The organism is Nocardia cyriacigeorgica (assembly GCF_029868385.1).
In the GTDB taxonomy this organism is placed as follows: domain Bacteria; phylum Actinomycetota; class Actinomycetes; order Mycobacteriales; family Mycobacteriaceae; genus Nocardia; species Nocardia cyriacigeorgica_F.
In genome coordinates, this window is the sequence record NZ_JARWNX010000037.1 from 133392 (window position 1) to 157279 (window position 23888).

Genomic DNA, 23888 nt, shown 5'->3' on the forward strand with positions numbered 1-23888 from the left:
CACCGAATCCGCGTCCCGTGTCGATGACGGCACCGAGCCGCCCGCCCGGCGCAAGTCAGACCGGCCCCGGCTCACGATCGGTCGGCGCCCAGGCCCGCCTATCAGCTGGGCGCCCGCACCCCGATCCGGTCGAGGATCAGTGGGGCGGGGCCGGTCGAAGGCGCCTCCCCGATCGTCATCGCCTCGGCCGCCGCCGCGAGCGCGCCGGGGAAGGCGTCGGGCGTGTCGGTGTGCAAGGTCAGCAAGGGACTCCCGGCGTACACCGTATCGCCCGGCCGGGCATGGATCTCCACACCCGCGCCCGCCTGCACCGGCGCGCCCTGTGTGGCCCGGCCCGCGCCCAGACGCCAGGCCGCCAGACCGACGCCCATCGCATCGAGCCGGGTGAGCACGCCGTCGTGATCGGCGCACACGGTCTCGGTGTGCATCGCCCGCGGCAGCGGCGCGTCCGGGTCGCCGCCCTGGGCGCGGATCATCGCCTTCCAGTGGTCCATGGCCCGGCCATCGATGAGCGCGGCGGCGGGATCGGCGTGGACACCGGCCAGCTCGAGCATCTCTCCGGCCAGCGTCAATGTCAGCTCGACGACATCGGCGGGTCCGCCGCCCGCCAGCACCTCGATCGACTCCGCGACTTCGAGGGCATTGCCCGCGGTGCGGCCGAGCGGGGTATCCATGCCGGTCAGCAGGGCCACCGTGCGCACACCGGCGTCCTGCCCCAACTCGACCATCGCGGTGGCCAGCGCACGAGCGTCGTCGATGTTCTTCATGAAGGCGCCCGCGCCCACCTTCACGTCCAGCACCAGCCCGCCGGTGCCCTCGGCGATCTTCTTGCTCATGATCGAGCTGGCGATCAGCGGAATGGATTCGACCGTCCCGGTGACATCGCGCAGTGCGTAGAGCCGTTTATCGGCGGGCGCGAGGTCGGCGCCGGCCGCGCACACCACCGCACCGATGGCCGGATCGGCGAGGATCTCCCGCATCCGCGATACCGGGATATCGGCCTGCCAGCCCGGTATGGATTCGAGTTTGTCCAGGGTCCCGCCGGTGTGGCCGAGCCCGCGCCCGGACAACTGCGGCACCGCAACCCCGCAGGCCGCGACCAACGGCGCCAACGGCAGGGTGATCTTGTCGCCGACGCCGCCGGTGGAGTGCTTGTCCACGGCCGGGCGGGGCAGATCGGTGAAGTCGAGGCGGCGGCCCGAATCGATCATGGCCGCGGTCCAGCGCGCCGTCTCGCGCCGCGTCATCCCCCGCCACAGCACCGCCATGGCCAACGCCGACATCTGCTCATCGGCCACCTCCCCACGGGTGAATGCGTCGATCACCCAATCGATCTGCTGATCGGAGAGCTGGCCGCCGTCACGTTTGGTGGTGATGATGGATACCGCGTCCAATGCCGTCACGACGCCAGTCTGGCACTCGATCGTCGATACCGAGCGGCGGCGCCTCAGCCGCTCGCCTGCCCGGCCTCCAGATCGTCGGGACCGAACGCGTCCGGCAGCAGCTCCCCCAACCGCACCGGCCCCCGCGGATGATCCACCAGTAGCCCCGCTCCACCGAACTCGTAGAGCACCTGACGGCACCGTCCGCACGGCATCAGGATTTCGCCGCGAGAATCGGTCACGGATAGGGCCAGCAAGCGGCCCCCACCACCACTTTGAAAGTTACCGACGAGTACACATTCGGCACATAGGCCCAGTCCGTATGAGACATTTTCCACATTGCAACCGCTCACAATTCTGCCGTCCGCACAGAGAGCCGCCGCGCCGACCGGAAACCGCGAGTATGGCGCATACGCATGGCGCATAACTCCAATTGCATTGCCACGCAGGACTTTCCAGTCGATTTCGGCCATCCCGAACCCTCCTCGAACCGGCCGCACCAGGGCATGGGCGGACCACCGCACAACCCCTCCCCCACCGAGAAAGGTAACCCTAACCTAGCGGAAATGCACGCAACGCGCGGCACGCCGAATTAGTTCCGCGATTCGGAGAGGATTAGAGTCCACAACAGATCGGTTCAGGTTCCCGGCGGCGGGCCGGAGCGCAGCCACTGGCAAGAAAACGCCTGGCGGCCGCGGGCTGGTTTTCCACCGGATTTCCGGCTCGAAGCGCTGGCGTCGGATCTGCGACCGGGTCCATCAACGACGTTGGAGGCACCGCACTCTATGACCACGATAGAAGCTCCGGCACAGCCGAAGCGGAAGACGCTGTACCGAGGCGACCCCGGAATGTGGTCCTGGGCGCTGCACCGGATCACCGGCGTCACCGTTTTCTTCTTCCTCTTCGTCCATGTTCTGGACACCGCCCTGGTGCGCGTCAGCCCCGCCGTCTACGACGACGCGATCGAGACCTACAAGACTCCGATCGTCGCGCTCATGGAGATGGGCCTGGTCTTCTGCGTACTGTTCCACGCGCTCAACGGTGTGCGAGTGATCCTGGTGGACTTCTGGTCCAAGGGACCGCGCTACCAGCGCCAGATGCTCTGGGGCATCATCGGCCTGGTTGTCGTGCTACTCGTGCCCGCCGTCGGTCGGATGTTCTACCTACTGTTCACGGAGCACTGATAAATATGAGCGCACCTGTACTCGGCAAGTCGTACGACCGCCCGGCGAGCCTGGATCTGCCCCGCTCCCCGCGCGCCCGCGCCAACAGCAATTTCGAGAAGTACGCGTGGCTGTTCATGCGCTTCTCCGGCCTGGCGCTGATCGTGCTCGTCCTCGGCCATATGTCGATCATGCTGCTGCTCGACGGCGGTGTGAAGCGGCTGAACTTCGCGTTCGTCGCGGGTCGCTGGGCCAGCCCGTTCTGGCAGATCTGGGACCTGACCATGCTCTGGTTGGCCCAGCTGCACGGTGGCAACGGACTGCGCACCGTGATCGCGGACTACTCCCGCAAGGACTCGACCCGCTTCTGGCTGAACACGCTGCTGGTGCTGTCGATGATCCTGGTCATGGGCGTCGGCACCTACGTCATCTTCACCTTCGACCCCAACATCAGTTAGGAACAGGCCACCTCCGATGAGTGAATCCCGGATTCAGGAGCACCGCTACGACGTCGTCATCGTCGGCGCCGGTGGCGCGGGTATGCGTGCGGCGATCGAGGCCGGGCCCCGGGCGCGCACCGCGGTGCTGACCAAGCTGTACCCCACCCGCAGCCATACCGGCGCGGCGCAGGGCGGCATGTGCGCGGCGCTGGCCAACGTCGAAGAGGACAACTGGGAGTGGCACACCTTCGACACCGTCAAGGGTGGTGACTACATCGTCGACCAGGACGCCGCCGAGATCATGGCCAAGGAGGCCATCGATGCGGTGCTCGACCTGGAGAAGATGGGTCTGCCGTTCAACCGCACCCCCGAGGGCAAGATCGACCAGCGCCGTTTCGGTGGTCACACCCGCGATCACGGTAAGGCCCCGGTCCGCCGGGCCTGCTACGCCGCCGACCGCACCGGCCACATGATCCTGCAAACGCTGTACCAGAACTGCGTCAAGCACGACGTCGAGTTCTACAACGAGTTCTACGCCCTCGACCTGGTGCTCACCGAGACCGATCGCGGTCCCGTCGCCACCGGCATCGTGGCCTACGAGCTGGCCACCGGACAGCTGCACGTCTTCCACGCCAAGTCGATCGTGTTCGCCACCGGCGGTTCGGGCCGGATGTACAAGACCACCTCGAACGCGCACACGCTGACCGGCGACGGTATGGCCATCGTGTTCCGCAAGGGCCTGCCGCTCGAGGACATGGAGTTCCACCAGTTCCACCCGACAGGCCTGGCTGGTCTCGGCATCCTCATCTCCGAGGCGGTCCGCGGTGAGGGTGGCATCCTGCGCAACGCCGACGGCGAGCGCTTCATGGAACGCTATGCCCCCACCATCAAGGACCTCGCGCCGCGCGATATCGTCGCCCGCTCGATGGTGCTCGAGGTGCTCGAGGGCCGTGGCGCCGGACCGAACAAGGATTACGTCTACATCGACGTGACCCACCTCGGCGAGGACGTGCTCGAGGAGAAGCTGCCCGATATCACCGAGTTCTCCCGCACCTACCTCGGTGTGGACCCGGTAAAGGAACTGGTGCCGGTGTTCCCGACCTGTCACTACGTGATGGGCGGTATCCCGACCAGGATCCGCGGTGAGGTGCTGCGCAACAACACCGATATCGTCCCCGGCCTGTACGCCGCGGGCGAATGCGCCTGCGTGTCGGTACACGGCGCCAACCGCCTCGGCACCAACTCGCTGCTCGACATCAACGTCTTCGGCCGCCGCGCCGGCATCGCCGCCGCCGAGTACGCCGAGCGCACCGAGTTCGTCGATATGCCGGAGAACCCGGCGCAGATGGTGCAGGACTGGCTGGCGCTGATCCTGTCCGATCACGGCAACGAGCGCGTCGCCGATATCCGCACCGAACTTCAGCGGTCGATGGACAACAACGCCTCGGTGTTCCGCACCGAGGACACGCTCAAGCAGGCCCTCACCGATATCCACGCGCTCAAGGAGCGTTATGCGCGGATCACGGTGCAGGACAAGGGCAAGCGCTACAACAGCGATCTGCTCGAGGCCGTGGAACTCGGCTTCCTGCTCGAGCTGGCCGAGGTCACCGTGGTCGGCGCGCTCAACCGCAAGGAATCGCGCGGCGGCCACGCCCGCGAGGACTACCCGGATCGCGACGACGTGAACTTCATGCGCCACACCATGGCCTACAAGGAGGGTGCGGACCTCATCTCCGATATCCGCCTCGACTTCAAACCGGTGGTGCAGACCCGTTACGAGCCGATGGAGCGTAAGTACTGATGACTGCTGTTGCCGAAGCACCCTCTTCGCAGAAGCCCGCTCCGGTCCCCGAGGGCTCGGTGATGATCACCGTCAAGGTGGCCCGGTTCAACCCGGAGGACGACAAGGGCGCGCACTGGGAATCGTTCCAGGTGCCGGTCCTGCCGACCGATCGCTTCCTGAACGTGCTCATCTACATCAAGTCCTATCTGGACGGCACCCTCACCTTCCGGCGTTCCTGCGCCCACGGTGTGTGCGGTTCCGACGCCATGCGGATCAACGGTGTGAACCGGCTGGCCTGCAAGGTGCTGATGAAGGACATGCTGCCCAAGAACGGCAAGTCCATCACCGTCTCCGTCGAGCCGATCCGCGGCCTGCCCGTGGAGAAGGACCTCGTCGTCGACATGGAGCCGTTCTTCGACGCGTTCCGCGCGGTGAAGCCGTACCTGATCACCACCGGTAACGAGCCGACCAACGAGCGCATCCAGAGCCAGGCCGACCGCGCCAGGTTCGACGACACCACCAAGTGCATCCTGTGCGCCTGCTGCACCACGTCCTGCCCCGTGTACTGGACCGACGGCAGCTACTTCGGCCCGGCCGCGATCGTGAACGCCCACCGCTTCATCTTCGACAGCCGCGACGAAGGCGCCCGCGAACGCCTCGACATCCTCAACGACGTCGAAGGCGTCTGGCGCTGCCGCACCACCTTCAACTGCACCGACGCCTGCCCCCGAGGAATCGAGGTCACCAAGGCGATCCAGGAAGTGAAGCGGGCACTGCTGTTCGCCCGCTGAGGTTTCCGGTGGATCCCATCCGATCCACCAGCTGACAACGAAGGCCGCCCTCCCGCCAGGAGGGCGGCCTTCGCCGTTGTCGCGGCCCTCCCGATTCGGTCCTACCGTCTGAGTACGTGAGGTACTTGACGTACTCCATGGTCACAGGGAGGATCGAACCATCGGACCGAGAGGTGACCCATGTCAGCCGTGCACTACGACAACTACACAGCTGCTCGCAGCCACCTGAAGGACCTACTGGACGCAGCCAGCGAAGGCCGTGTCGCGACGGTTCGGCGTGATGCCGACTACGCCGCCGTGGTCGACGCGGAGCGTCTGCGCTACGCCCTGGCCATGCTGTGCCCGTCATCCGCCGAGGTAGTAGCCGAGAACAACGGATGGTCGGTATTCCTGCCGGGGTTACCGGTAGCGGCCGATGGCGCCACGCTGGACGAAGCCATCGAGGAGACCGTCCTCGCGCTTCGCGAGTACGCCGAAGACTGGCAGGACCGCCTCCGTAACGCACCCAACCACCGCGAGAACTGGGGTTTGGTCCAACTGATCAGCCTAAGCACCGACACTCAGCTTCGCGGGTGGCTGGTCGGAGACGACGGATGACCTGGCCGGAGCCGACCCGCACACGGCACGAGCAGTTCTGCGAACTCGAAGGCTGGACACGAGTAGGGGATGCTCGCGGCCGACAAGGCACCCACCACGTCACCTATGAATTCACCCTCACCGACGGGCGCGTTCTGCGCACCAGAATCTCACATCCGGTGGACCGCACCGGGTATGGCGCATCGATGTGGGCGCACATTCTCCGCGACCAACTCTGCGTAACCGAAGCCGAGTTCTGGCGGTGCGTCCTGGATGGCACACCACCGAACCGCGGTCTGCCGGAGATACCACGAGAATCGCTACCCATCGACCTCGTACATCTGCTGATCCATCGAGTCGGCCTGCCCGAAATCGAAGTTGCCGCCATGAACAAAGCCACGGCAATTGCCCGGCTGCAAGAATTCTGGACGCAGGGCACATAGTGAATTCCGCGCCGATGCTTGCCGTTCAGCGACGTTCTGAGACCCACCGACGCTCGATGACCTCGAAAATGTCCGAGTCGGTGTCTTGCTGCCACTGCGGAAGCTGATCCCAGTCGGCCACGTAGCCGGGCTTCGGGTCGGGGATGTGCTTGTAGATCTGGTCGATCCAGCGGCCTGCTGATCGAGACCCGTGCCTGGTGAAGGTCCCGAATATCCACAACAGACGAACCGAACAAGTCAGTCCCCCGGATAAGGCTCCCGCAGAAATTGCGCCGACACCTTCGACTGGACGGTTTCGTTGATGGCACGCAGGTCTGGCCCGGCGTCGTAGCGGCGGGTTCGAGCATGACCGATCGGCTCGATGAGTCCGAGGCGTTGGAGTAGTTGCAGATCGCGTACCGAGATGTCCCGGGTGAGACCTTCGTCGGCGGCATACGTGGCCCGGCGTAGATGTCCGTTGGCTGCCGCGTAGAGGGCGGTGACAGCTCGGTCCGGGAGACGATGAGTAGCGGCGAGATCTTCCAGTTCGGCCCAGATCTGGGCTGCCGACTCGAATCTCCGCTGTACACCTTGGGCTTGTAGATGGTGCGCGCGCAGGCAAAAGCGCATCCAGCCGTGGGTGTCGTTGCCGACGTGGTAGCCGCCCTGTTGGGTGCGGCGCAGTGCGGCGTAGTACTCGAGGGTGTTGAGTTCGGACATGCCGAGCCACTCTTCGATGCTGGAGAACTCGGGGGCCAGCACTTGATCGCGCGCGAGCACCATCGTGTGCACGCAGCGCGACATGCGTCCGTTGCCATCGCGCCATGGATGGATGGAGACCAGATTGAGGTGGGCCATCGCGGCACGTACATACGGTGACGCATCGCGGTCGCCGTCGTTGAGCCAGTCGATCAGTTCGCGCATCAGTCCGGGCACCCGTTCGGCGTCCGGGCCCTCGTATACCGGTGGGCGACCGGCACCACCGCTGACCCGGATACCGCCGGGACGGTAGCGCCCCGGCCACTGCGGAAGATCATGCTTGACCAGCATGAAATGGAGCGCGGACAGCAACATCTCCTCGTACCGGAAAATCTCGAAATGAGCTGCCTGCTGCACGAAGGTCAGCGCGTCCTTGTAGCCCTCGACCGCGACGCGGGTGTCCTCGTCGGGAGCGGCCGACATCTGTTCGCCCGACGCCAAGGCCATGGCGTCATCGAAACTGATCGTGTAGCCCTCGATGGTGTTCGAGCCCCGGATCGCCCCGGCGGACAGACTGCGTCGCAATTGGCCCTGCCATTGTCTCGGCTCGGCAAGGCGATACCGGAATTGATCTCGGAAGGCCTCGATCTCGGCGAGGACCTGTCGATCGTCGGCATCGAGAACAGGCACTTCGAACAGCACGGCCTGATGCTAGCATGCTAGCAGCCTGGTAGCATTGCCTGATTGGCGCACCAGTCTCACGTATGGATCCGAACTTGAAGTTTCGGGGACCCGAACATTACTATTTGGTAGTGGGTAGCTTGTTGCGTTCCGGGCGTGGATTTCGTGGTGTGACGGGGATCGGGGCGCTTCTTGCCGCGTGTGCGGTTGCGGTCGGGTCGACCGGGTGTGGCGCGATCGAGGGTGACGACGGGAAGCCGACGGTGCTCACGACGTTCACCGTGCTCGCCGATATCGCGGAGAATGTGGCGGGCGAGCATCTGGCGGTCGAGTCGATCACCAAGCCGGGGGCCGAGATTCACGGGTACGAACCGACACCGGGCGATATCAAGAAGGCCGCGAAGGCCGATCTGATCCTGGACAACGGGATGAATCTGGAAGCCTGGTTCGGGCAGTTCGTCGAGGACTCCGAGGCCGCGCACGTGACCGTCAGCGACGGTGTCGTCCCGATGAGCATCACCGAGGACGCCTACCAGGGCAAACCCAATCCGCATGCCTGGATGTCGCCGCTGAACGTGCGCACCTATGTCGACAATATGGTCACCGCGTTCAGCGAACTCGACCCGGAGCACGCCGCTGATTTCCGCGCCAACGCCGACAGCTACAAGGCCGAGTTGCAGCGGGTGAACGATGAACTCGTCGCCGAACTGAGTGTGCTGCCGCCGCAGCAGCGCGCCCTGGTCACCTGCGAGGGCGCGTTTTCCTATCTGGCCCGCGACGCCGGGCTGACCGAGAAATACATCTGGCCGGTCAACGCCGAACAGCAGGCCACCCCGCAGCAGATCACCTCCGCGATCGAATTCGTGCGCGCCAATCAGGTGCCCGCCGTGTTCTGCGAATCCACCGTCTCCGACGCGCCCATGCGCCGCGTCGTCGAAGCGTCCGGTGCGACGTTCGGTGGGGTGCTGTACGTGGACTCGCTGTCCGAACCGGACGGCCCGGTCCCGACCTATCTGGAGCTCATCCGCCACGATGCCGATCTGATCGGCGCGGCACTCACCGGGAGCAAGCCATGAGCGACGCATCAGCCATCGAGGTTCGCGACGTCACCGTCCACTACGGTGCGGTACTCGCCCTCGACGCCGTCGACCTGACCGTCGAATCCGGCCGGGTATGCGGGCTCATCGGCATGAACGGCTCGGGTAAGTCGACGCTGTTCAAGACCATCATGGGCCTGGTAACCCCCGATCGCGGCACCGTCCGCATCGGCGGCGGAACACCGGCGGCCGCGAGGAAGGCGGGCGCTGTCGGATACGTTCCGCAGAGCGAAGACGTCGACTGGTCGTTTCCGCTGTCGGTGCGCGAGGTGGTGACCACCGGCCGCTACGGTCGAATGGGATTCACCCGGCGGGCCCGCCGCAGCGATCGTGAGGCGGTCGACTATGCGCTCGAGCGCGTGGAACTCACGGATCTGGCCGACCGGCAGATCGGACAACTCTCCGGCGGCCAACGCAAACGCGCTTTCGTGGCGCGCGGAATCGCCCAGGGCGCCACTGTTCTGCTGTTGGACGAGCCGTTCGCCGGTGTCGACAAGCGCTCGGAAGCCACCATCACCGGTCTGCTGCGGGAACTGGCCGCCGACGGTGTGACGGTGCTGGTGTCGACCCATGATCTGCACGCCCTGCCGGGACTCGCCGACGAAGCGGTCCTGCTCATGCGGAAAGTGCTGATGCACGGTGATCCCGACGAGGCGTTGCGCCCCGAAAGCCTCGCTCTCGCTTTCGGTCTCGACGTCATGGGACAACGGTGAGCACGATGAACGTGATCGACTTCTTCGTCGACCCGCTGCGCTACGAATTCATGGTGCGCGCGCTCGCGACCAGTGTGATCGCGGCCGTGGTGTGCGCGGTGCTCTCGTGCTGGCTGGTGCTGATCGGTTGGTCGCTGATGGGTGATGCGGTCTCGCACGCGGTACTGCCCGGCGTGGTGCTGGCCTATATCGTCGGTGCGCCGTTCGCTGTAGGCGCGGTGATCTTCGGGTTCCTCGCGGTGGCGTTGATCGGGGTGGTCCGCGATACCAGCCGGGTGAAGGAGGACGCGGCTATCGGCATAGTGTTCACCACCTTGTTCGCCTTCGGTCTGGTGCTGGTGTCGGTCACCCCGAGCCACACCGACCTCAACCACATCATCTTCGGCAATCTGCTGGGTGTGAGCCGCTCGGATCTGGTGCAGATCGCCATCCTGGCCGCGATCGTCTTCGCCGCGCTGATCCTCAAACGGCGTGATTTCACCCTCTACGCCTTCGATCCCACCCACGCCCATGCGATCGGGATGAGCCCGCGACTGCTCGGCGCCGCACTGCTCGGGCTGCTGGCCTTGACGTCGGTGGTGGCGTTGCAGGCCGTCGGGGTGATTCTGGTGGTGGCGATGCTGATCATTCCGGGCGCCACCGCGTATCTGCTGACGGACCGGTTCGGGCGCATGCTCGTCATCGCGCCGACCGTTTCGGCGGCCTGTGCGGTGATCGGGCTGTATCTGAGCTACCACCTCGACACCGCGTCCGGCGGCATGATCGTGGTCGCCCAGGGTGTCGCGTTCACGCTGGTGTATCTGTTCGCGCCGCGCCACGGCGTGATCGGCGCCCGGCTCGCCGCCGCACGCCGACGGTCGGCGAACGCGCTCGCGAATACCTAGCCCGCCAGCGGCGGCGCGCTGCGCCATTGTTCCCCCGCGATCACCACATGGTCGAGAAACCGCAGACCGACGGTGCGGGCAGCCTCGATGAGCATGGTGCTTGCGCGCCGATCGTCGATGCTGGGGCTCGGATCCCCGGATGGATGATTGTGCGCGATGGCGAAGGCGCGGCCGTCGTGGCGCAGCACCGTGTTCAAGATTTCGCGGACCGGGACCGCCACCTGGTCGATCGCGCCTTCGGCCACGAACACCGGCTGCCGCAATCGGTTGCGCGCATCGCACACCAGCACGAGTAACCGTTCCACCCGTGCCCCCGCGAACAGCGGCTGCGCGACCCGCACGACATCCGCGGCGCCGCGTAGACAGGTGAGGGTCGGGGTATCGCGGCGGGCTCGGGTGGCCAGGTGGAACGCGGCGATGATGGAAGCCGCTTTGGCCGCACCGACACCGGAGCGCATGGCGAGCTCTTCTGGACGCGCCACCGCGAGCCCGGCGAGGCCACCGTGTTCGGCCAGCAATTCCGCCGCCATCTCCAGCGCGCTCTCGCCACGTCTGCCATGACGTAACAGCAGGGCGAGCAGTTCGCCATCGGTGAGGGCGGCGGGCCCCAGCATGGCCAGGCGCTCCCGTGGGCGCTGACTTCCGGGCAGATCGGCGATGGGTACCGACATCGTTCCCCCCTCGGTGCGGCCGGGCCGCGAATGTTGGACATCGCCGATGATGCCAGCACCCACCGACAGATCAGCGGATCGAATTCGGCTGCCGAGGCGGCGGGTGTTTCGGCGCCCGACCTACCGAACGGACGCCGTGAGCGGTGTCTGCGGGACTATCCGTCGACCACGGCCAACTCACCGCGCGCCCGACCACCGGACGCGAGCCGCTCCAGGTGCCGGAGCTGCCGTTCGTGCACGACTATGCGGCGCAGCGCCTCGTTGATGGTCGCGGCACTGGTCGAGGTGCCCATGATGGTCCCCGCCGCGGCAAGTAGTTTCTGGTCGAGATCGATTCGCACGGTCCGCATGCGTCCTCCTTCGTACTTTCGCCATCTTGCGCCATCAGCCGCGCCGATGTGCGGTGAATGAAGCCGCCACGACGGCCGACACGCCGACCGGCACGTCCGCGCAGGCGCCGAACGGGCACGGAAAGTAGACAGTTTGCGCAGTTGAGCGTGTGTTCGTTGTCAGTTTGCCGTGGTGGTGCTTGCATCGACGTATGTTCACCGAAGCACAGCTCTATTCGCCGGTGACGCGCACCGGTGACGGTGACGTGACGGTGCATCTCAGCGATGAGCACCCCGGCGTACACGACCCCGAATACCGGGCCCGGCGCAACGCCATCGCCGCGCTCGCACTCGACTACCGGCCCGGCGCTCCCATGCCGCGCATCGAGTACACCGACGACGAGCAGCAGGTATGGCGGATCGTATCCGCCGAACTCGCCCGCAAGCACCGGACCCATGCCTGCGCCGAAATCCTGGAGGCGTCGGCGCGACTCGCGCTGCCCACCGACCGCATCCCACAGCTGGACGAGGTGTCCGCGGCTCTCGAACCACTGACCGGATTCCGCTATGTACCCGCCGCGGGACTGGTGCCGCTCCGCGAGTTCTTCGGCTCCTTCGCCGAGCGGACCTTCCACGCCACCCAGTACATCCGGCATCATTCGGCGCCGCTCTACACTCCCGAACCGGACGCCGTCCACGAGGTGATCGGGCACGCGAATCAGGTGGCCAGCCCCCGCTTCGCCGCCGTCTACGAGACCGTCGGCGCGGCGGTCGCCCGCCTGGAGACCGAACCGGCCTTGAAGTTCCTCGCCGATGTGTTCTGGTTCTCGATGGAATTCGGCGTGGTCCGCGAGCACGGCGAAATCCGTTGCTACGGAGCCGGTCTGCTGTCCTCCTACGGTGAGATCGACGAATTCCGGCACGCCGAACTACGCCCCCTCGACGTCGCCGCCATGGGCACCGACACCTACGACATCACCCACTACCAGCCGATCCTGTACTGCGCCGAGTCGATCGGCGAGATCGAGGATGTGATCGGCGGGTTCTTCGCGGAGATGGATGACGAGACGCCGATGCGTCTTGCCACCGCTCGCTGACCCGCCAACCGCGGTGAGCCTCGCCAGGCCCGCTAGGCTCACGCGCGATGAACATCCGGGATCTTCGCCGCCGGGCTACGGTGGCTCTGGCCGTAGTGCTGAGTGTCGGAGCGGTGGCCGGAGCGCCTGCGATCGCCGAACCCGCGAGCAGCACGGGCCCGACGACGACGCCTTTCACCACGCCCAATACCGATAGTTGCCCGCAACAGACGTTGCCGCCCGCGCCGATCGATCTGTCGGAGGTGCCGGAGCCGGGGCAGCCGACGCCCGAGCCGCTGCCGGTACCGGATCCGCCGATCGGTGGGGAACGGTTGGGTGAGTGCGGGGTGGTGGTGCCCGATGGTGCGCCGCCGGTGCCTGCGGAGATCTCGGCGACGGCGTGGATGGTGTCGGATATGGAGACCGGCCAGGTGCTGGCCGCCAAGGATCCGCACGGGCGTTATCGACCGGCCAGCACGATCAAGGTGTTGCTGGCCACGGTGGCCTTGCGCACGCTGAACCTGGACACCGTGGTGACCGGCACCCAGGCCGATGCCGATGTGGACGGCACTCGGGTCGGGATCGGGCCGGGCGGACGCTACACCAACCGTCAGCTGTTGCAGGCGCTCATCATGGCCTCGGGCAACGATGCCGCGCATGCGATCGCCGCCCAGCTCGGCGGCAACGCGGGCACGGTGGCCTTGATGAACGCCCAAGCGCATTCGCTGCGCGCCCTGGACACCCGCGCGGCGACTCCCTCCGGCCTCGACGGCCCGGGGATGAGCACTTCGGCCTACGACCTGTCGCTGCTGTTCCGCGAGGCGATGACGATCCCGTTGTTCGCCGAGCTGATCCGCACCGAGCAGATCGATTTCCCCGGCTATCCCGCCGATCCACGAATCCCGGACGACAAGGACCATCCGGGTTTCCCGGTGGGCAACGACAACCATCTGCTCTACAACTACGAAGGCGCGCTCGGTGGGAAGACCGGGTTCACCGATGACGCCAGGCAGACCTTCGTCGCGGCCGCCGAGCGCAACGGGCGCACGCTCATCGTCACCCTGCTCAAGGCCGATGTGCTGCCGATCCGGCCGTGGGAACAGGCGGCGCGGCTACTCGACTACGGCTTCGCCCTCGACACCGATGCCTCGGTCGGCCACCTGCCCGGCGCGGAACCCGAAACCACGCCAACCGCTGTCGCGCTCGCCGCGCCACCGCAGGGTTCGGAGGTCGGGCATCTGGCGCAATCGCAGGGCGGGCCCGACCGCGACGATCTGCGGTGGGTGCTCGTCGTCGGCGGCGGCATCATGGTGCTGGTGCTGCTGGCCGGTGCCCGGCGAATCGTCAAGCGGCGCTGACGGTCTGCGGGTCGACCACCGCAAGGCACGGCGTCATCGCTTGCGACGCCGCAGCAGCGAAAGACTCAACGCGGCAACGGCACCCGCCCCGAAGTAGGTGGCACCGCCGCCGAACCGGCCGCCGTCCTGCATCCGCGGCCGGATCACCGCGGGCCCGGGCACCGGCACCTCGGCCTCCCGCTCGTTGTCCGCGGCGGTGGCCGCCCAGGCGGTCGCGAACAGCACGATCCGATAGGTGACATAGCTGAACACCATCAGACCGATCACCGAACCGAAGGCCGCACCGGCCGGACTGCTCATCACCGATTGCAGATAGACCGATGCGATCATCTTGAACACTTCGAAGGCCAGCGCGGCCAGGGCCGCTGCTTTGGCCGCACTGGCAAGGGTCACCGGTTCCCTCGGCAACCGCGCGATCATCCACGCGAACACCGCCCACGAGGCCAGCAGCGCGAGCAGGGTCGACAACGCCCACAGCACGAACCGCGCGCCGGGCACCTCACGCAGCCCAACGGCATCGAGCAGCTGCGCACCGAGCCCACTGGAGGCCAGACCCGACAGGCCGAGCGACACCACGAAGGCGAGAGCGAGACCGATCAGCGCACCGAGATCATTGATCTTGGTGACGATCCAGTTGCCGTCCTCGGTCTTCTGCTCCCACTGTTCGGTCAGCGCCGCACGGAGATTCGCCATCCACCCGAGTCCGGTGTACAGACCGGTCAGCAGGCCGAGGACACCGACCGCGGTGCGCGATCTGATGGCCTGATCGATCAGGTCGTTGAGCTGTGTGCCCAGCTCACCGGGGATGTTCTCCACCACCCGCTGCTCGATCTCCTCGAGCAGTTCCGGATTGCCCGCCAGCACGAAACCGGCCGCGGCGAAGGCCACCATCAGCAACGGAAACAACGACAGCACCGTGAAATAGGTGATGCCGGCGGCGAAGTAATCACCGCGCTGGCTCTGATAGCGCCCACCGGCGCGCACCAGATGGTCGAGCCACGGACGCGTCTCGACCTGCCGTGAGACCGCCGCTTTGATGTTGTCGATCAACTGCACTGTCAGCCCCTCAGACGGACCTCACAGCCGGTGCGAACGGGTCTAGCGGGTCAGGAAACCCACCCGGTCGTAAACCTGTGCGAGGGTGTTGCCGGCGATCTCTCGTGCCCGCTCCGCGCCTGCGGCGAGGATGCGGTCGAGTTCGCCCTGATCCGCGCGATACTCTTCCACCTTCGCCTGCAAGGGCGTGACAAATTCGACCAGCGCGTCGGCGACGTCGGATTTCAGATCGCCGTAGCCCTTGCCCTCGTAATCCTTTTCGAGGGTGACGATCGGGGTGTCGGTGAGCGACCCGAGGATCACCAGCAGATTGCTGACACCGGGCTTGGCGTCGGGGTCGTAGCGGATCTCGCGTTCGGTGTCGGTGACCGCGGAACGAATCTTCTTGGCGGTCACCTTCGGATCGTCGAGCAGGTTGATCAGGCCCGCGTCGCTGCTGGCCGACTTGCTCATCTTCGCGGTCGGATCTTGCAGGTCGAAGATCTTGGCGGTGCCCTTGACGATATGCGCCTCCGGCACCACGAACGTCTTCTTGAACCGAGTGTTGAACCGCTGGGCCAGATTCCGGGTCAGTTCCAGATGCTGGCGCTGATCCTCACCGACCGGCACCTGATGCGGACGGTAGAGCAGGATATCGGCGGCCATCAGCACCGGATAGGTGAACAGCCCGACGGTCGCGTTCTCCGCGCCCTGTTTGACCGACTTGTCCTTGAACTGGGTCATCCGGCTCGCCTCACCGAATCCGGTGATACAGCTCAGCACCCAGGTCAGCTCGGCGTGCTCGGGCACCTGACTCTGCACGAACAGCGTCGACCGCTTCGGATCGATACCGAGAGCAAGCAGCTGCGCGACCGCGCTGCGCGTGCGAAGGCGCAGCTCCTTGGGGTCTTGCGGCACGGTGATGGCGTGCATGTTCGGGATGAAGTACAGCGCGTCGTAATCGTCCTGCATGGTCACCCAGTACTGGAGCGCACCGAGATAGTTGCCGAGATGGAACGAGGAGCTGGTGGGCTGGATCCCGGACAGGACCCGCTGTTTGCGTTCACCGGCGGCGACCGGGCTGGAAGCAGGACTCGACATGCCCCCGATCTTCGCATGCCTCCCACTGCCGGACCGACGTCGTCCCCCGGCCACCGGTGACCGAGCCCGACGCGGCCACACCACCCGCCGAACCCGGCCGCAACCGCGACCGGCCACCCTATGATCGAACCCGTGACTGCGCAGCGGACCTACGGCGGGATCTCCGCGGACGAGCGTCGCGCGCAGCGACGCGCGGCGCTGCTCGACGCGGCGCTCGACATCATCGGCACGCAGGGCCTGGCCAAGCTCACCGTCTCCGGTCTGTGCACCCGTGCCGGACTCAACGAGCGGTACTACTACGAAAGCTTCGACAGCCGCGATGCGGTGCTGACGGCCCTGATCGACGGGATCGCCGAAGAACTCGCGGTCGTGATCCTCGCCGCCTTGCACACCGCCCCCGCCGACACCAGGTCCAAGGCGCATGCGGCGATCACCGCGGGCATTCATCTGCTCACCGATGATCCGCGCAAGGCGGAGGTGGCGCTGGTCGCGGGTATGGCGACGCCGGAGCTGCGGGCGCGCACCACCGAGACGATCCGGGTGTTCGCGCGGCTGGTCGCCACCGAGGGGGTCGAGTTCTACGGCATCACCGACCCGGAGCCGGATCCGGTGATCGACTTCCGGGCGACGTATCTGGTCGGCGGCCTGGTCCAGACGTTGACCGGGTGGTTGCGCGGCGATCTGCCGATCAGCCGCGACGACCTGATCGAGCACACCACCGATGTGTTCGTGCTGCTCGGCGAGGATCTGGCGCACCGGCTCGGCGAATCGACCGCCGAGCGGGACCAGCCGGGCGGGACCGCTTCACAGGTGTAGGCCGACGGCGGGCAACCCCGCCGATTCCCCCTGCACGACCACCCGGAACACGATCTCCCGGCGCGCCCAATACTCGGCGCTCTCGGTCAGCGCCGACGCGAGCCACGCACGGTCGGCCGGGGCATCGGCCAGGAGCTGACCACCGTCACGCACCACGACGACATATCCCTCGGCCGATCCGAGCCAGTCGTCGAGATCGCGCAGACAGTCGTCGAACGCGTCCTTGTTGTTGCCGAAGTAGTAGGGGAACTGGAAGGCGGCCGCGAATTCGTCGAGCACCCCCGCCACCGAGCGCATCTTCTTCCCGCGCACCTCGCGCACCCGGTAGCCCGACGGCGCCTGATGCCGGACGCCACTGAACTCGGGCGCCCCCACATCGAGCACCCCGAAGACCGGCGCAGGCTTACGTGCGACCGGAGCCGACGACAGATCGGGGGCCAGGAACTGCGATAACGCGATGGTCATCAGCGCATCCTCGTGAAGGTTTCGTAGTGGTCACCGGTGTACCACGCCGAACCATCACTTCCGGTGACGATGCGTTCGGCGTCGCGTGAGCGTCCGGGTTGCTTCGGGTTGACGTCCCACTCCTGATACGTGATCGCCTTACCGTCGGCGTCCTTGGCGGGCAGGTCACCACCACGGTTGTAGAACCGATCGCCGCCCTTGGTACCAGGGGAGTTCGCCGAGCCGGGCCAGCGACCCGCATCGATCTCCCGCAATGTGGTGTACGCGCGATCGGGGACGCCGGGCGCCTTGGACGCCACGGGCGCGGTGGCGCCCCTTCCGGTGTCGCGCGGCATATCGGCCGGTGACGCGGCGCTGGTGACGGCCGGCCGGGTCGACGTGGTCGACGCATCGGTGCTCGTATCGTCACCGCCCTTGGTCGCCAGCAGTGCGACGAGCACGGCGAGCACCACCGTGCCCACCGCCGACAGGACACGGATGACCTTGGCTTTCACAGCTCCTGCTTTCTTCGGTACTGCACGTTCAGCGGTGTAGCTCGAGACAGCGGTTCAGCGGTACTGCACGGTGACCGGCGCATGATCGGACCAGCGCAGATGGTAATCGTCGGCGCGTTCGACGATCGCCTGCTTGGCCCGCTCGGCCAGCCCTCGAGTGGCCAGGTGGTAGTCGATGCGCCACCCAGCGTCATTGTCGAAGGCGCGGCCGCGGTAGGACCACCAGCTGTACGGGCCGTCACCCTCGGGATGCAGTGCCCGCACCACGTCGACATAGCCCGCCGCCAGCTGCGCGTCGAGCCAGGCGCGCTCCTCGGGGAGGAAGCCCGACTTCTTCAGGTTGCCCTTCCAGTTCTTGATGTCACGCTCGGTATGGGCGATGTTCCAGTCGCCCGCGATGACATAGTCGCCGGTCACGGTGCGCAGATGGGCGCCGATCTCGGCCAGGAACCGGTACTTCGCCTCCTGCCGCTCGGTGCCCGCCTCGCCGGTGTGCACATACACACTCGCCACCGTCACCTCATCGAACTCGACCTCGATGAAACGGCCGGTCGCCGCGAATTCGCTGTCCGGGGAGATGGCGGTGCGCACCGCCAGCGGCGCCCGCCGCGACAGCACCCCGACCCCGGCCCTGCCCTTGGCGTCCGGTTCCGCATGCGAGAGCTGCCAGCCCTGCTCGAGCGCAGGCGCCAGCGCGGCGGCGACCTGGTCGTCGGTCGCGCGGGTCTCCTGGAGACAGATGATGTCGGCCTCGGTGGCGGCGAGCCAGGCGAGCATGCCTTTGCCCGCCGCCGCGCGCACGCCGTTGACGTTCACTGTCGAGATGATGTGGGGCACCCGACGACCGTACAATGCAATGCACCGACACTCCCCGAGGACATCGCGCCAGGAAGGGGTGATGACGATGACGTCAGGCACCTCCACGCCCACTTCCCCACTCATGCCGATCAAGGCGCTGCACGTCGGGTCAGGTGACCCGGTGCTGCTGTTGCACGGCTTCATGCTCTCTCCGCATTGCTGGGAGCAGGTCGCGGCCCGATTGTCCTCGCATTGCGAAGTATTCGCGCCCGCGTTCACCGGACACTGGGGTGGCCCCGAGTTCAACGGCCGGACGCTGGAGTTCCGTGATTTCGCCGATCAGATCGAAGCTCAGCTGGACGAACTCGGTTGGCGCACCTGCCATATCGCCGGTAATTCGCTGGGTGCCTGGGTCGGTTTCGAATTGGCGCGGCGCGGCCGGGCCCGCACCTTGACCGCGATCGCGCCGGCGGGTGGTTGGAATTCGCCCTCGTTCACCCAGGTCCGGGTGGGCCTGAAGTTCTCCTCGTTGATTCCGCTGGTGCAGCTCGGCAAGCGGCTCGGCGGATTCCCGGCGCACAACCGGCTCATCCAGCTGGCCGTCGGCTTGCTGCTGAGCAAGAATGTGAGCGCGGTACCGCGCCGCGACCTCGCCGCCATGATCACCGCGGCCCTGCACTGTCCGGCGATGGTTCCGATGATCCTCGGCAGCCTGCGCGCATCGGCCATGGACAATGTCTCCGACCTGACGACCCCGGTGCGCCTACTGCTCGCCGAAACCGACCGCATCATCCCCAACCGCGTCTACGCCCGCCGCTACCTGCGTGAACTCCCCGAATCCGCCGACCGCATCCTGGTCAACGGTGTCGGCCACGTCCCCATGCTCGAGGCCCCCGACCGCATCGCCACCCTCATCGCCGAACACATCTACGCCAGCCGCAGCCACCTACGCGCCGTATGAGCCCGCGAGTGGCGCCTGGCTGCGAGGTCTACTCGCGACAACCGCAGCCAGGTGCCACTCGGCGGCTGTCAACTGGTGAGGTGGGAGATTTGGGCTACGAGGTGCCAGGGGCGGGTGGTGTCGGTGGTGGCTTTGCCGCTGGTGAGGATGGCGCCGGAGAGGTCGCGGGCCGGGTCGGCCCAGCCGTATTGGGTGGTCAGGCCGCTGCGGCCGAAGTGGGATTGCGTATCGCGGCCGAATTTCGAGCGACGGGCGCCGAGTTCGAATCCGGCGCGTGAGACTCGACCTGCGGCGCCCGGCATGCGGTGGGCGGGCTGGACGGCCGCGCGCAGGGTGGCGGGTTCGATGATGCGGACGCCGTCGAGTTCGCCGCCGCGGGCGAGGATCTCGTAGAAGCGCGACAGTTCGTAGGCGGTGGTCACCAGGTTGCCCGAGGGCAGTTCGGCGGTGAGGAAGGCCGCGTTGGCCTCTTTGGACACCGCGCCACCCATTCCGCCACCGAGCGCTTTGCGCGCAAGGAACTTCGCGATCCTGGACGGTCCCGGCCCGGTTTTCACGCTGGGCACGACCTTGTCGACATCCTCGGGGCGAACTCCGAAGTTGGTCCACCGGAAGCCGAGTGGATCGAGCACCTGTTCGGCGAGATGTGCGCGCATCGGTTTTCCGGTGGCCCGGCGCACGAGCAGTCGTTGGATCAAACCGGCGGTCAACGCGTGGTACACCCGGAAACGTCCCGGTCGCCAGCTCGGTACGAGATCGGCGAGCGCCTGCACCGCGAAGTCCTCGTCGACCACCACATCGACGGCCCGATAGGGCGGGGTCATGAATGGCACGCCCGCCGAATGCGACAGCACATCCCCGATGGTGATCGACTCTTTCCCGTTGGCCGCGAACTCCGGAATGTATTCGCACACCCGGTCGTTCACGCCGAACGCGCCCTGTTCGATGAGCATGAACATCAGGGTCGCCGAAACACCCTTGGCCGTGGAGAATCCACAGAACGGCGAATCCGGCGTGACGAGAACCTTCTCGACCTCAGGGCCGTCCTCGGGCCCGTTTCCCCAGCCATGCCCGATGCTCCGGTTCAACACCACCGCACCGCGGCGGCGCACACACACCTGAATCGCGGGCGTGGTCCCCATCCGATACCAGTCCTGGACCGACGCCCACATCGCCTCGACATCCCCGCGCGCCAGCCCCGCCGCAGCGGGTTCGTCCTCGGGTCCGCGTGTGGTCACCGCGTCCAGATCATCGATGACCGTGATCAACGTGCCAGGTAGTGCCGTCATCCGCCCGAGCATAACGACCGACCCTGATAGCCGGCTGAGCTGCGCGGAAACACCCGCGGGCAGCATCCGTTCGGCGGTCGGCTCGGCGAGCGTGCTTCGCTCCGATGCGAACAGCCCGCCGGGCGGGGCAGCGGTGCGGGATGCCTTGTTGTCGTGGCGCGGGGCAGGTCGATGAGGTCACGGGCTCATCTCAGGAATTTGAAACGACAGCGCTCCACAATATTCGGGCGTTAACGTCCGGTCATGAAGCGCTCCATCGCAGGCGTTGCTCTCGGCGTCGCCGTCACTCTTATCGCGGCGCTGCCCGCACTGGCCGATACCGGTTCCTCCATTCTGCCCGGCGGCACCGGGTCATCGTCGGGGTCGGCGACATCCGGGTCGGCTTCGGGGTCTGCGGGCTCGGGTTCCGCGTCGGGGTCGGGGAAGTCGGGATCGGCTTCGGGATCGGGTGGATCCGGTTCTTCATCGGGCTCGAGGGATTCCGGGTCGTCCGCACGCCCCGGCGACACCGGATCATCTTCCGGCTCCGGCGAATCCGGCTCATCATCGGACTCTAGAGATTCCGGGTCGTCCTCGCGTTCCGACGACACCGGCTCCTCCTCGAGGTCCGATGACACCGGTTCCTCCTCGGGGTCGGGTGAATCCGGGTCCTCGTCGGATTCCGATGACACCGGCTCGTCATCACGCTCCGACGACGACACCGAGGCTCCGTCGCGCACTCCCGATTCCCGCGCGCACTCCGGCGGATCCGAATCTCCAGGGGAATCAGGCGATTCCGATCCAGGTCCCGGTTCCGACGGGGCACTGCCGTCCTATACGCAATGGATCGCCGAGGTGCAGGCTGTCGCCGATCGGGCACGGGACGAACTTGCCGGGAGCCTGTCCGGTGCGGCCCGCCCGGCCATCGTCTTCGATATCGACAACACCTCGCTGGCGACCCAGTACAACCCGGGCGTCATCATTCCCGCGATCGATCCGATCCTGCGGCTGGCCGCCTGGGCGCGGGGGCAGGGTGCGGCGATCATCTTCGTGACCGGGCGGCCCGAGCTGGTGAACGGCTACACCCGGCACAATCTCACCTCTGTCGGATTCCCGGTCGACGGCCTCTACGGCAGCCCGCTCACCACCTTCTCCGCCGGTTCGTCCGGGCTCGAGCAGTACAAGACCGGCGCGCGTATCGATATCGAATTCGCCGGGTACACGATCGTCGCCAACATCGGCAACAGCCCGTCGGATCTCACGGGCGGTCACGCCGAAAAGACCTACAAGCTACCCGATTACGACGGCGCGCTGAGCTGAGCGGGTCGGGTTCGCCCTCGAACCGGATCAGCCCGGTGGCCCGGGTAGCCTGCGACATCGTCACCGGCCAACGCCACCGTGTTCATCCAGGTCATCAGCAGGCTCGCCCCGAATCGCCATCGAGGCCCCAACAAGGTGTTGGACCCCAGCCGAGCTTGCGCCTGAACTCGGGCACGCTCTGCGCCTGATCTGATCCTGCAACTGTTCCGAACACCGCGACCCACACGACAAGCGCGAACGACGCCCGTGGTCCACACGGGCGTCGTTCTCAGCGGCTGACGATTACGCCAACAGCCCCTTGGCGACATGGGTCACCTGGATCTCGTTGCTGCCCGCATAGATCATCAGCGATTTGGCATCGCGCGCCAGCTGCTCGACTCGGTATTCGGTCATATAACCGTTGCCGCCGAACAACTGCACGGCTTCCATGGCCACCTCGGTGGCGGCCTCGGACGCGTACAGCTTCATCGCCGACGCTTCCGCCAGTGTCGGCGGCTTACCGGCGCGACCACGTTCGAGGACGTTGAACACCATGTTCTGCACGTTGATCCGCGCGACTTCCATCTTGGCCAGTTTGAGCTGGACCAACTGGAAGCGGCCGATTTCCTGACCCCACAGCTTGCGGTTCTTCGCGTAGTCGATGCACAGCCGATGGCATTCGTTGATGATGCCGAGCGCCATGAACGCCACGCCGACGCGCTCGGCGGTGAAGCTGGAGCGCGCGCTGTCGCGGCCGTCGCCGCCCTTGTGTTCCTCGGTCTCGCCCAGCAGCCGGTCGCGGCCCACCCGGACATTGTCGAAGAACAGCTCACCGGTCGGTGAGGAGTGCAAGCCCATCTTCTTGAACGGTTTGCCCTGGGTGAGGCCCTCCATGCCCTTGTCGAGCACGAAGGTGAGCACCTTGCGGTCGCGTTTGTCGGTGCCGGGTCCTTCGTCGAGTTTGGCGTAGACGATCATCACGTCGGCGAAGGGGCCATTGGTGATGAAGGTCTTCTGACCGTTGAGGATGTAGTCCGCACCGTCGCGTTTGACGTAGGTCTTCATGCCGCCGAACGCATCGGAGCCGGAATCCGGCTCGGTGATCGCCCAGGACGCCACCTTCTTCAAGGTGACGATATCGGCGAGCCAGCGCTCCTTCTGCGCGAGCGTGCCCCTGGACATGATCGTGGTGGCGCCGAGCCCGATGCTGACGCCGAGCGCCGTCACCAAACCCATACACACCCCGGACAGCTCCCCGATCAGCACCGCCATCAGCGATTCCTGACCGGCGAACGGGCTCGAACCGCCCGACGACTTCTTCTCCGGCAGTTGCTCCCCCGCCGCCCGCGCTTCCTCGCGCTTGCGCTGTTCGGCCAGCAGCTTGGCGACGGCCTCAGCACCCATCGCCTCGATCCCGAAGTCCGCGAACAACTTCCGCAGGATCGGATACGGCGACATCTCACCGCTGTCGAGGGCGTCGAGGTTCGGGCGGACCTCCTTGTCGATGAAGGTCCGCACCGCCTCGCGGATCATCTCGTCGGTCTCGGACCATTCGAACATCGTTGTTCTCCTGTGCTCGGTGGTGA

General features: G+C 66.4%; 27 protein-coding genes. 14 read left to right on the top strand and 13 right to left on the bottom strand.

The window, feature by feature from the left end; genetic code table 11:
* Positions 1–101 precede the first annotated feature (101 nt).
* A complete protein-coding gene (locus QH168_RS08185; protein WP_280233913.1) occupies positions 102–1403 on the bottom strand; it encodes a thymidine phosphorylase in 1302 nt (433 codons plus the stop codon).
* A 44-nt stretch (positions 1404–1447) separates the two neighbouring features.
* Entirely contained in the window at positions 1448–1855 is a 408-nt protein-coding gene (locus QH168_RS08190; RefSeq protein ID WP_280233914.1) for a cytidine deaminase, read from the bottom strand.
* A 312-nt stretch (positions 1856–2167) separates the two neighbouring features.
* Between QH168_RS08190 and sdhC the strand changes: the two genes are divergently transcribed.
* The 6 genes from sdhC (at position 2168) to QH168_RS08220 (ending at position 6578) form a co-directional block, all read left to right on the top strand.
* Positions 2168–2566 (top strand): succinate dehydrogenase, cytochrome b556 subunit, encoded by a 399-nt coding sequence (gene sdhC / locus QH168_RS08195; RefSeq protein ID WP_163827200.1) that lies wholly within the window; start codon positions 2168–2170, stop codon positions 2564–2566.
* A gap of 5 nt (positions 2567–2571) precedes the next feature.
* A complete protein-coding gene (locus QH168_RS08200; protein WP_280233915.1) occupies positions 2572–3003 on the top strand; it encodes a succinate dehydrogenase hydrophobic membrane anchor subunit in 432 nt (143 codons plus the stop codon).
* A gap of 16 nt (positions 3004–3019) precedes the next feature.
* Positions 3020–4786 carry a succinate dehydrogenase flavoprotein subunit gene (gene sdhA / locus QH168_RS08205; protein WP_280233916.1) on the top strand — a complete coding sequence of 589 codons (1767 nt, stop codon included), beginning with the start codon at positions 3020–3022 and terminating at the stop codon, positions 4784–4786.
* The gene (locus QH168_RS08210) at positions 4786–5559 is read left to right on the top strand and encodes a succinate dehydrogenase iron-sulfur subunit (RefSeq protein ID WP_280233917.1); all 774 of its coding nucleotides are present in this window, start codon (positions 4786–4788) and stop codon (positions 5557–5559) included. The genes sdhA and QH168_RS08210 overlap by 1 nt, the downstream gene beginning before the upstream one ends.
* Positions 5560–5739: 180 nt before the next feature.
* Positions 5740–6156 carry a prevent-host-death protein gene (locus tag QH168_RS08215; protein ID WP_280233918.1) on the top strand — a complete coding sequence of 139 codons (417 nt, stop codon included), beginning with the start codon at positions 5740–5742 and terminating at the stop codon, positions 6154–6156.
* The gene (locus tag QH168_RS08220; RefSeq protein WP_280233919.1) at positions 6153–6578 is read left to right on the top strand and encodes a cytotoxic translational repressor of toxin-antitoxin stability system; all 426 of its coding nucleotides are present in this window, start codon (positions 6153–6155) and stop codon (positions 6576–6578) included. Before QH168_RS08215 ends, QH168_RS08220 begins: the two co-directional genes overlap by 4 nt.
* A 237-nt stretch (positions 6579–6815) precedes the next feature.
* Here the strand turns inward: QH168_RS08220 and QH168_RS08225 are convergent, their stop codons facing one another.
* Entirely contained in the window at positions 6816–7958 is a 1143-nt protein-coding gene (locus QH168_RS08225) for a Fic family protein (RefSeq protein WP_280233920.1), read from the bottom strand.
* A gap of 110 nt (positions 7959–8068) precedes the next feature.
* On the opposite strand from QH168_RS08225, the gene QH168_RS08230 reads away from it, so the two are divergent.
* From QH168_RS08230 to QH168_RS08240, 3 genes are read left to right on the top strand one after another with little or no spacing between them, the layout of a single operon-like run.
* On the top strand, positions 8069–9013 hold the full coding sequence (locus tag QH168_RS08230) for a metal ABC transporter substrate-binding protein (RefSeq protein WP_348537576.1): 945 nt from the start codon (positions 8069–8071) through the stop codon (positions 9011–9013).
* Positions 9010–9747, top strand: a complete 738-nt coding sequence (locus QH168_RS08235; RefSeq protein ID WP_280233921.1) for a metal ABC transporter ATP-binding protein — start codon at positions 9010–9012, stop codon at positions 9745–9747. The genes QH168_RS08230 and QH168_RS08235 overlap by 4 nt, the downstream gene beginning before the upstream one ends.
* A gap of 5 nt (positions 9748–9752) precedes the next feature.
* Entirely contained in the window at positions 9753–10631 is an 879-nt protein-coding gene (locus tag QH168_RS08240; RefSeq protein ID WP_280233922.1) for a metal ABC transporter permease, read from the top strand.
* On the opposite strand, the gene QH168_RS08245 is transcribed toward QH168_RS08240, so the two are convergent.
* Together QH168_RS08245 and QH168_RS08250 are read right to left on the bottom strand one after the other, a co-directional pair.
* Positions 10628–11302 carry a JAB domain-containing protein gene (locus QH168_RS08245; protein WP_280233923.1) on the bottom strand — a complete coding sequence of 225 codons (675 nt, stop codon included), beginning with the start codon at positions 11300–11302 and terminating at the stop codon, positions 10628–10630. The genes QH168_RS08240 and QH168_RS08245 overlap by 4 nt on opposite strands.
* Positions 11303–11457: 155 nt before the next feature.
* Complete coding sequence (locus QH168_RS08250; RefSeq protein WP_280233924.1) at positions 11458–11652, bottom strand: type II toxin-antitoxin system VapB family antitoxin; 195 nt, start codon at positions 11650–11652, stop codon at positions 11458–11460.
* A 191-nt stretch (positions 11653–11843) separates the two neighbouring features.
* On the opposite strand from QH168_RS08250, the gene QH168_RS08255 reads away from it, so the two are divergent.
* Both QH168_RS08255 and QH168_RS08260 read left to right on the top strand, forming a co-directional pair.
* Positions 11844–12728: a phenylalanine 4-monooxygenase gene (locus tag QH168_RS08255; protein ID WP_280233925.1), complete on the top strand. Its 885-nt coding sequence runs from the start codon at positions 11844–11846 to the stop codon at positions 12726–12728.
* Positions 12729–12775: 47 nt separating this feature from the next.
* Positions 12776–14065 (top strand): D-alanyl-D-alanine carboxypeptidase family protein, encoded by a 1290-nt coding sequence (locus tag QH168_RS08260; RefSeq protein ID WP_280233926.1) that lies wholly within the window; start codon positions 12776–12778, stop codon positions 14063–14065.
* A gap of 33 nt (positions 14066–14098) precedes the next feature.
* On the opposite strand, the gene yhjD is transcribed toward QH168_RS08260, so the two are convergent.
* Positions 14099–15121, bottom strand: coding sequence for an inner membrane protein YhjD (gene yhjD / locus QH168_RS08265; RefSeq protein WP_280233927.1), 1023 nt, complete (start codon positions 15119–15121; stop codon positions 14099–14101).
* Between the two features lie 42 nt (positions 15122–15163).
* Positions 15164–16201, bottom strand: a complete 1038-nt coding sequence (trpS, locus tag QH168_RS08270) for a tryptophan--tRNA ligase (RefSeq protein WP_280233928.1) — start codon at positions 16199–16201, stop codon at positions 15164–15166.
* Between the two features lie 132 nt (positions 16202–16333).
* On the opposite strand from trpS, the gene QH168_RS08275 reads away from it, so the two are divergent.
* On the top strand, positions 16334–17017 hold the full coding sequence (locus tag QH168_RS08275) for a TetR/AcrR family transcriptional regulator (protein ID WP_280233929.1): 684 nt from the start codon (positions 16334–16336) through the stop codon (positions 17015–17017).
* Here the strand turns inward: QH168_RS08275 and QH168_RS08280 are convergent.
* Genes QH168_RS08280 through QH168_RS08290 form a run of 3 tightly spaced genes read right to left on the bottom strand, consistent with a single transcriptional unit; the run spans position 17006 to position 18813 of the window.
* Positions 17006–17482, bottom strand: coding sequence for a barstar family protein (locus QH168_RS08280; protein WP_280233930.1), 477 nt, complete (start codon positions 17480–17482; stop codon positions 17006–17008). The two genes, QH168_RS08275 and QH168_RS08280, sit on opposite strands and share 12 nt — an antisense overlap.
* A complete protein-coding gene (locus tag QH168_RS08285) occupies positions 17482–17976 on the bottom strand; it encodes a ribonuclease domain-containing protein (protein WP_280233931.1) in 495 nt (164 codons plus the stop codon). The genes QH168_RS08280 and QH168_RS08285 overlap by 1 nt, the downstream gene beginning before the upstream one ends.
* A 54-nt stretch (positions 17977–18030) precedes the next feature.
* Positions 18031–18813, bottom strand: coding sequence for an exodeoxyribonuclease III (locus tag QH168_RS08290; RefSeq protein ID WP_280233932.1), 783 nt, complete (start codon positions 18811–18813; stop codon positions 18031–18033).
* A gap of 61 nt (positions 18814–18874) precedes the next feature.
* On the opposite strand from QH168_RS08290, the gene QH168_RS08295 reads away from it, so the two are divergent.
* Positions 18875–19735 (top strand): alpha/beta fold hydrolase, encoded by an 861-nt coding sequence (locus tag QH168_RS08295; protein WP_280233933.1) that lies wholly within the window; start codon positions 18875–18877, stop codon positions 19733–19735.
* 68 nt (positions 19736–19803) lie between these two features.
* On the opposite strand, the gene QH168_RS08300 is transcribed toward QH168_RS08295, so the two are convergent.
* Both QH168_RS08300 and QH168_RS08305 read right to left on the bottom strand, forming a co-directional pair.
* The gene (locus QH168_RS08300; RefSeq protein WP_280233934.1) at positions 19804–21024 is read right to left on the bottom strand and encodes a serine hydrolase; all 1221 of its coding nucleotides are present in this window, start codon (positions 21022–21024) and stop codon (positions 19804–19806) included.
* 230 nt (positions 21025–21254) lie between these two features.
* Positions 21255–21725, bottom strand: a complete 471-nt coding sequence (locus QH168_RS08305) for a hypothetical protein (protein ID WP_280233955.1) — start codon at positions 21723–21725, stop codon at positions 21255–21257.
* Between the two features lie 133 nt (positions 21726–21858).
* Between QH168_RS08305 and QH168_RS08310 the strand changes: the two genes are divergently transcribed.
* Positions 21859–22323 carry an HAD family acid phosphatase gene (locus QH168_RS08310; protein WP_348537577.1) on the top strand — a complete coding sequence of 155 codons (465 nt, stop codon included), beginning with the start codon at positions 21859–21861 and terminating at the stop codon, positions 22321–22323.
* A 282-nt stretch (positions 22324–22605) separates the two neighbouring features.
* Here the strand turns inward: QH168_RS08310 and QH168_RS08315 are convergent, their stop codons facing one another.
* Positions 22606–23862 (bottom strand): acyl-CoA dehydrogenase family protein, encoded by a 1257-nt coding sequence (locus QH168_RS08315; RefSeq protein WP_280233935.1) that lies wholly within the window; start codon positions 23860–23862, stop codon positions 22606–22608.
* Positions 23863–23888: the final 26 nt, after the last annotated feature.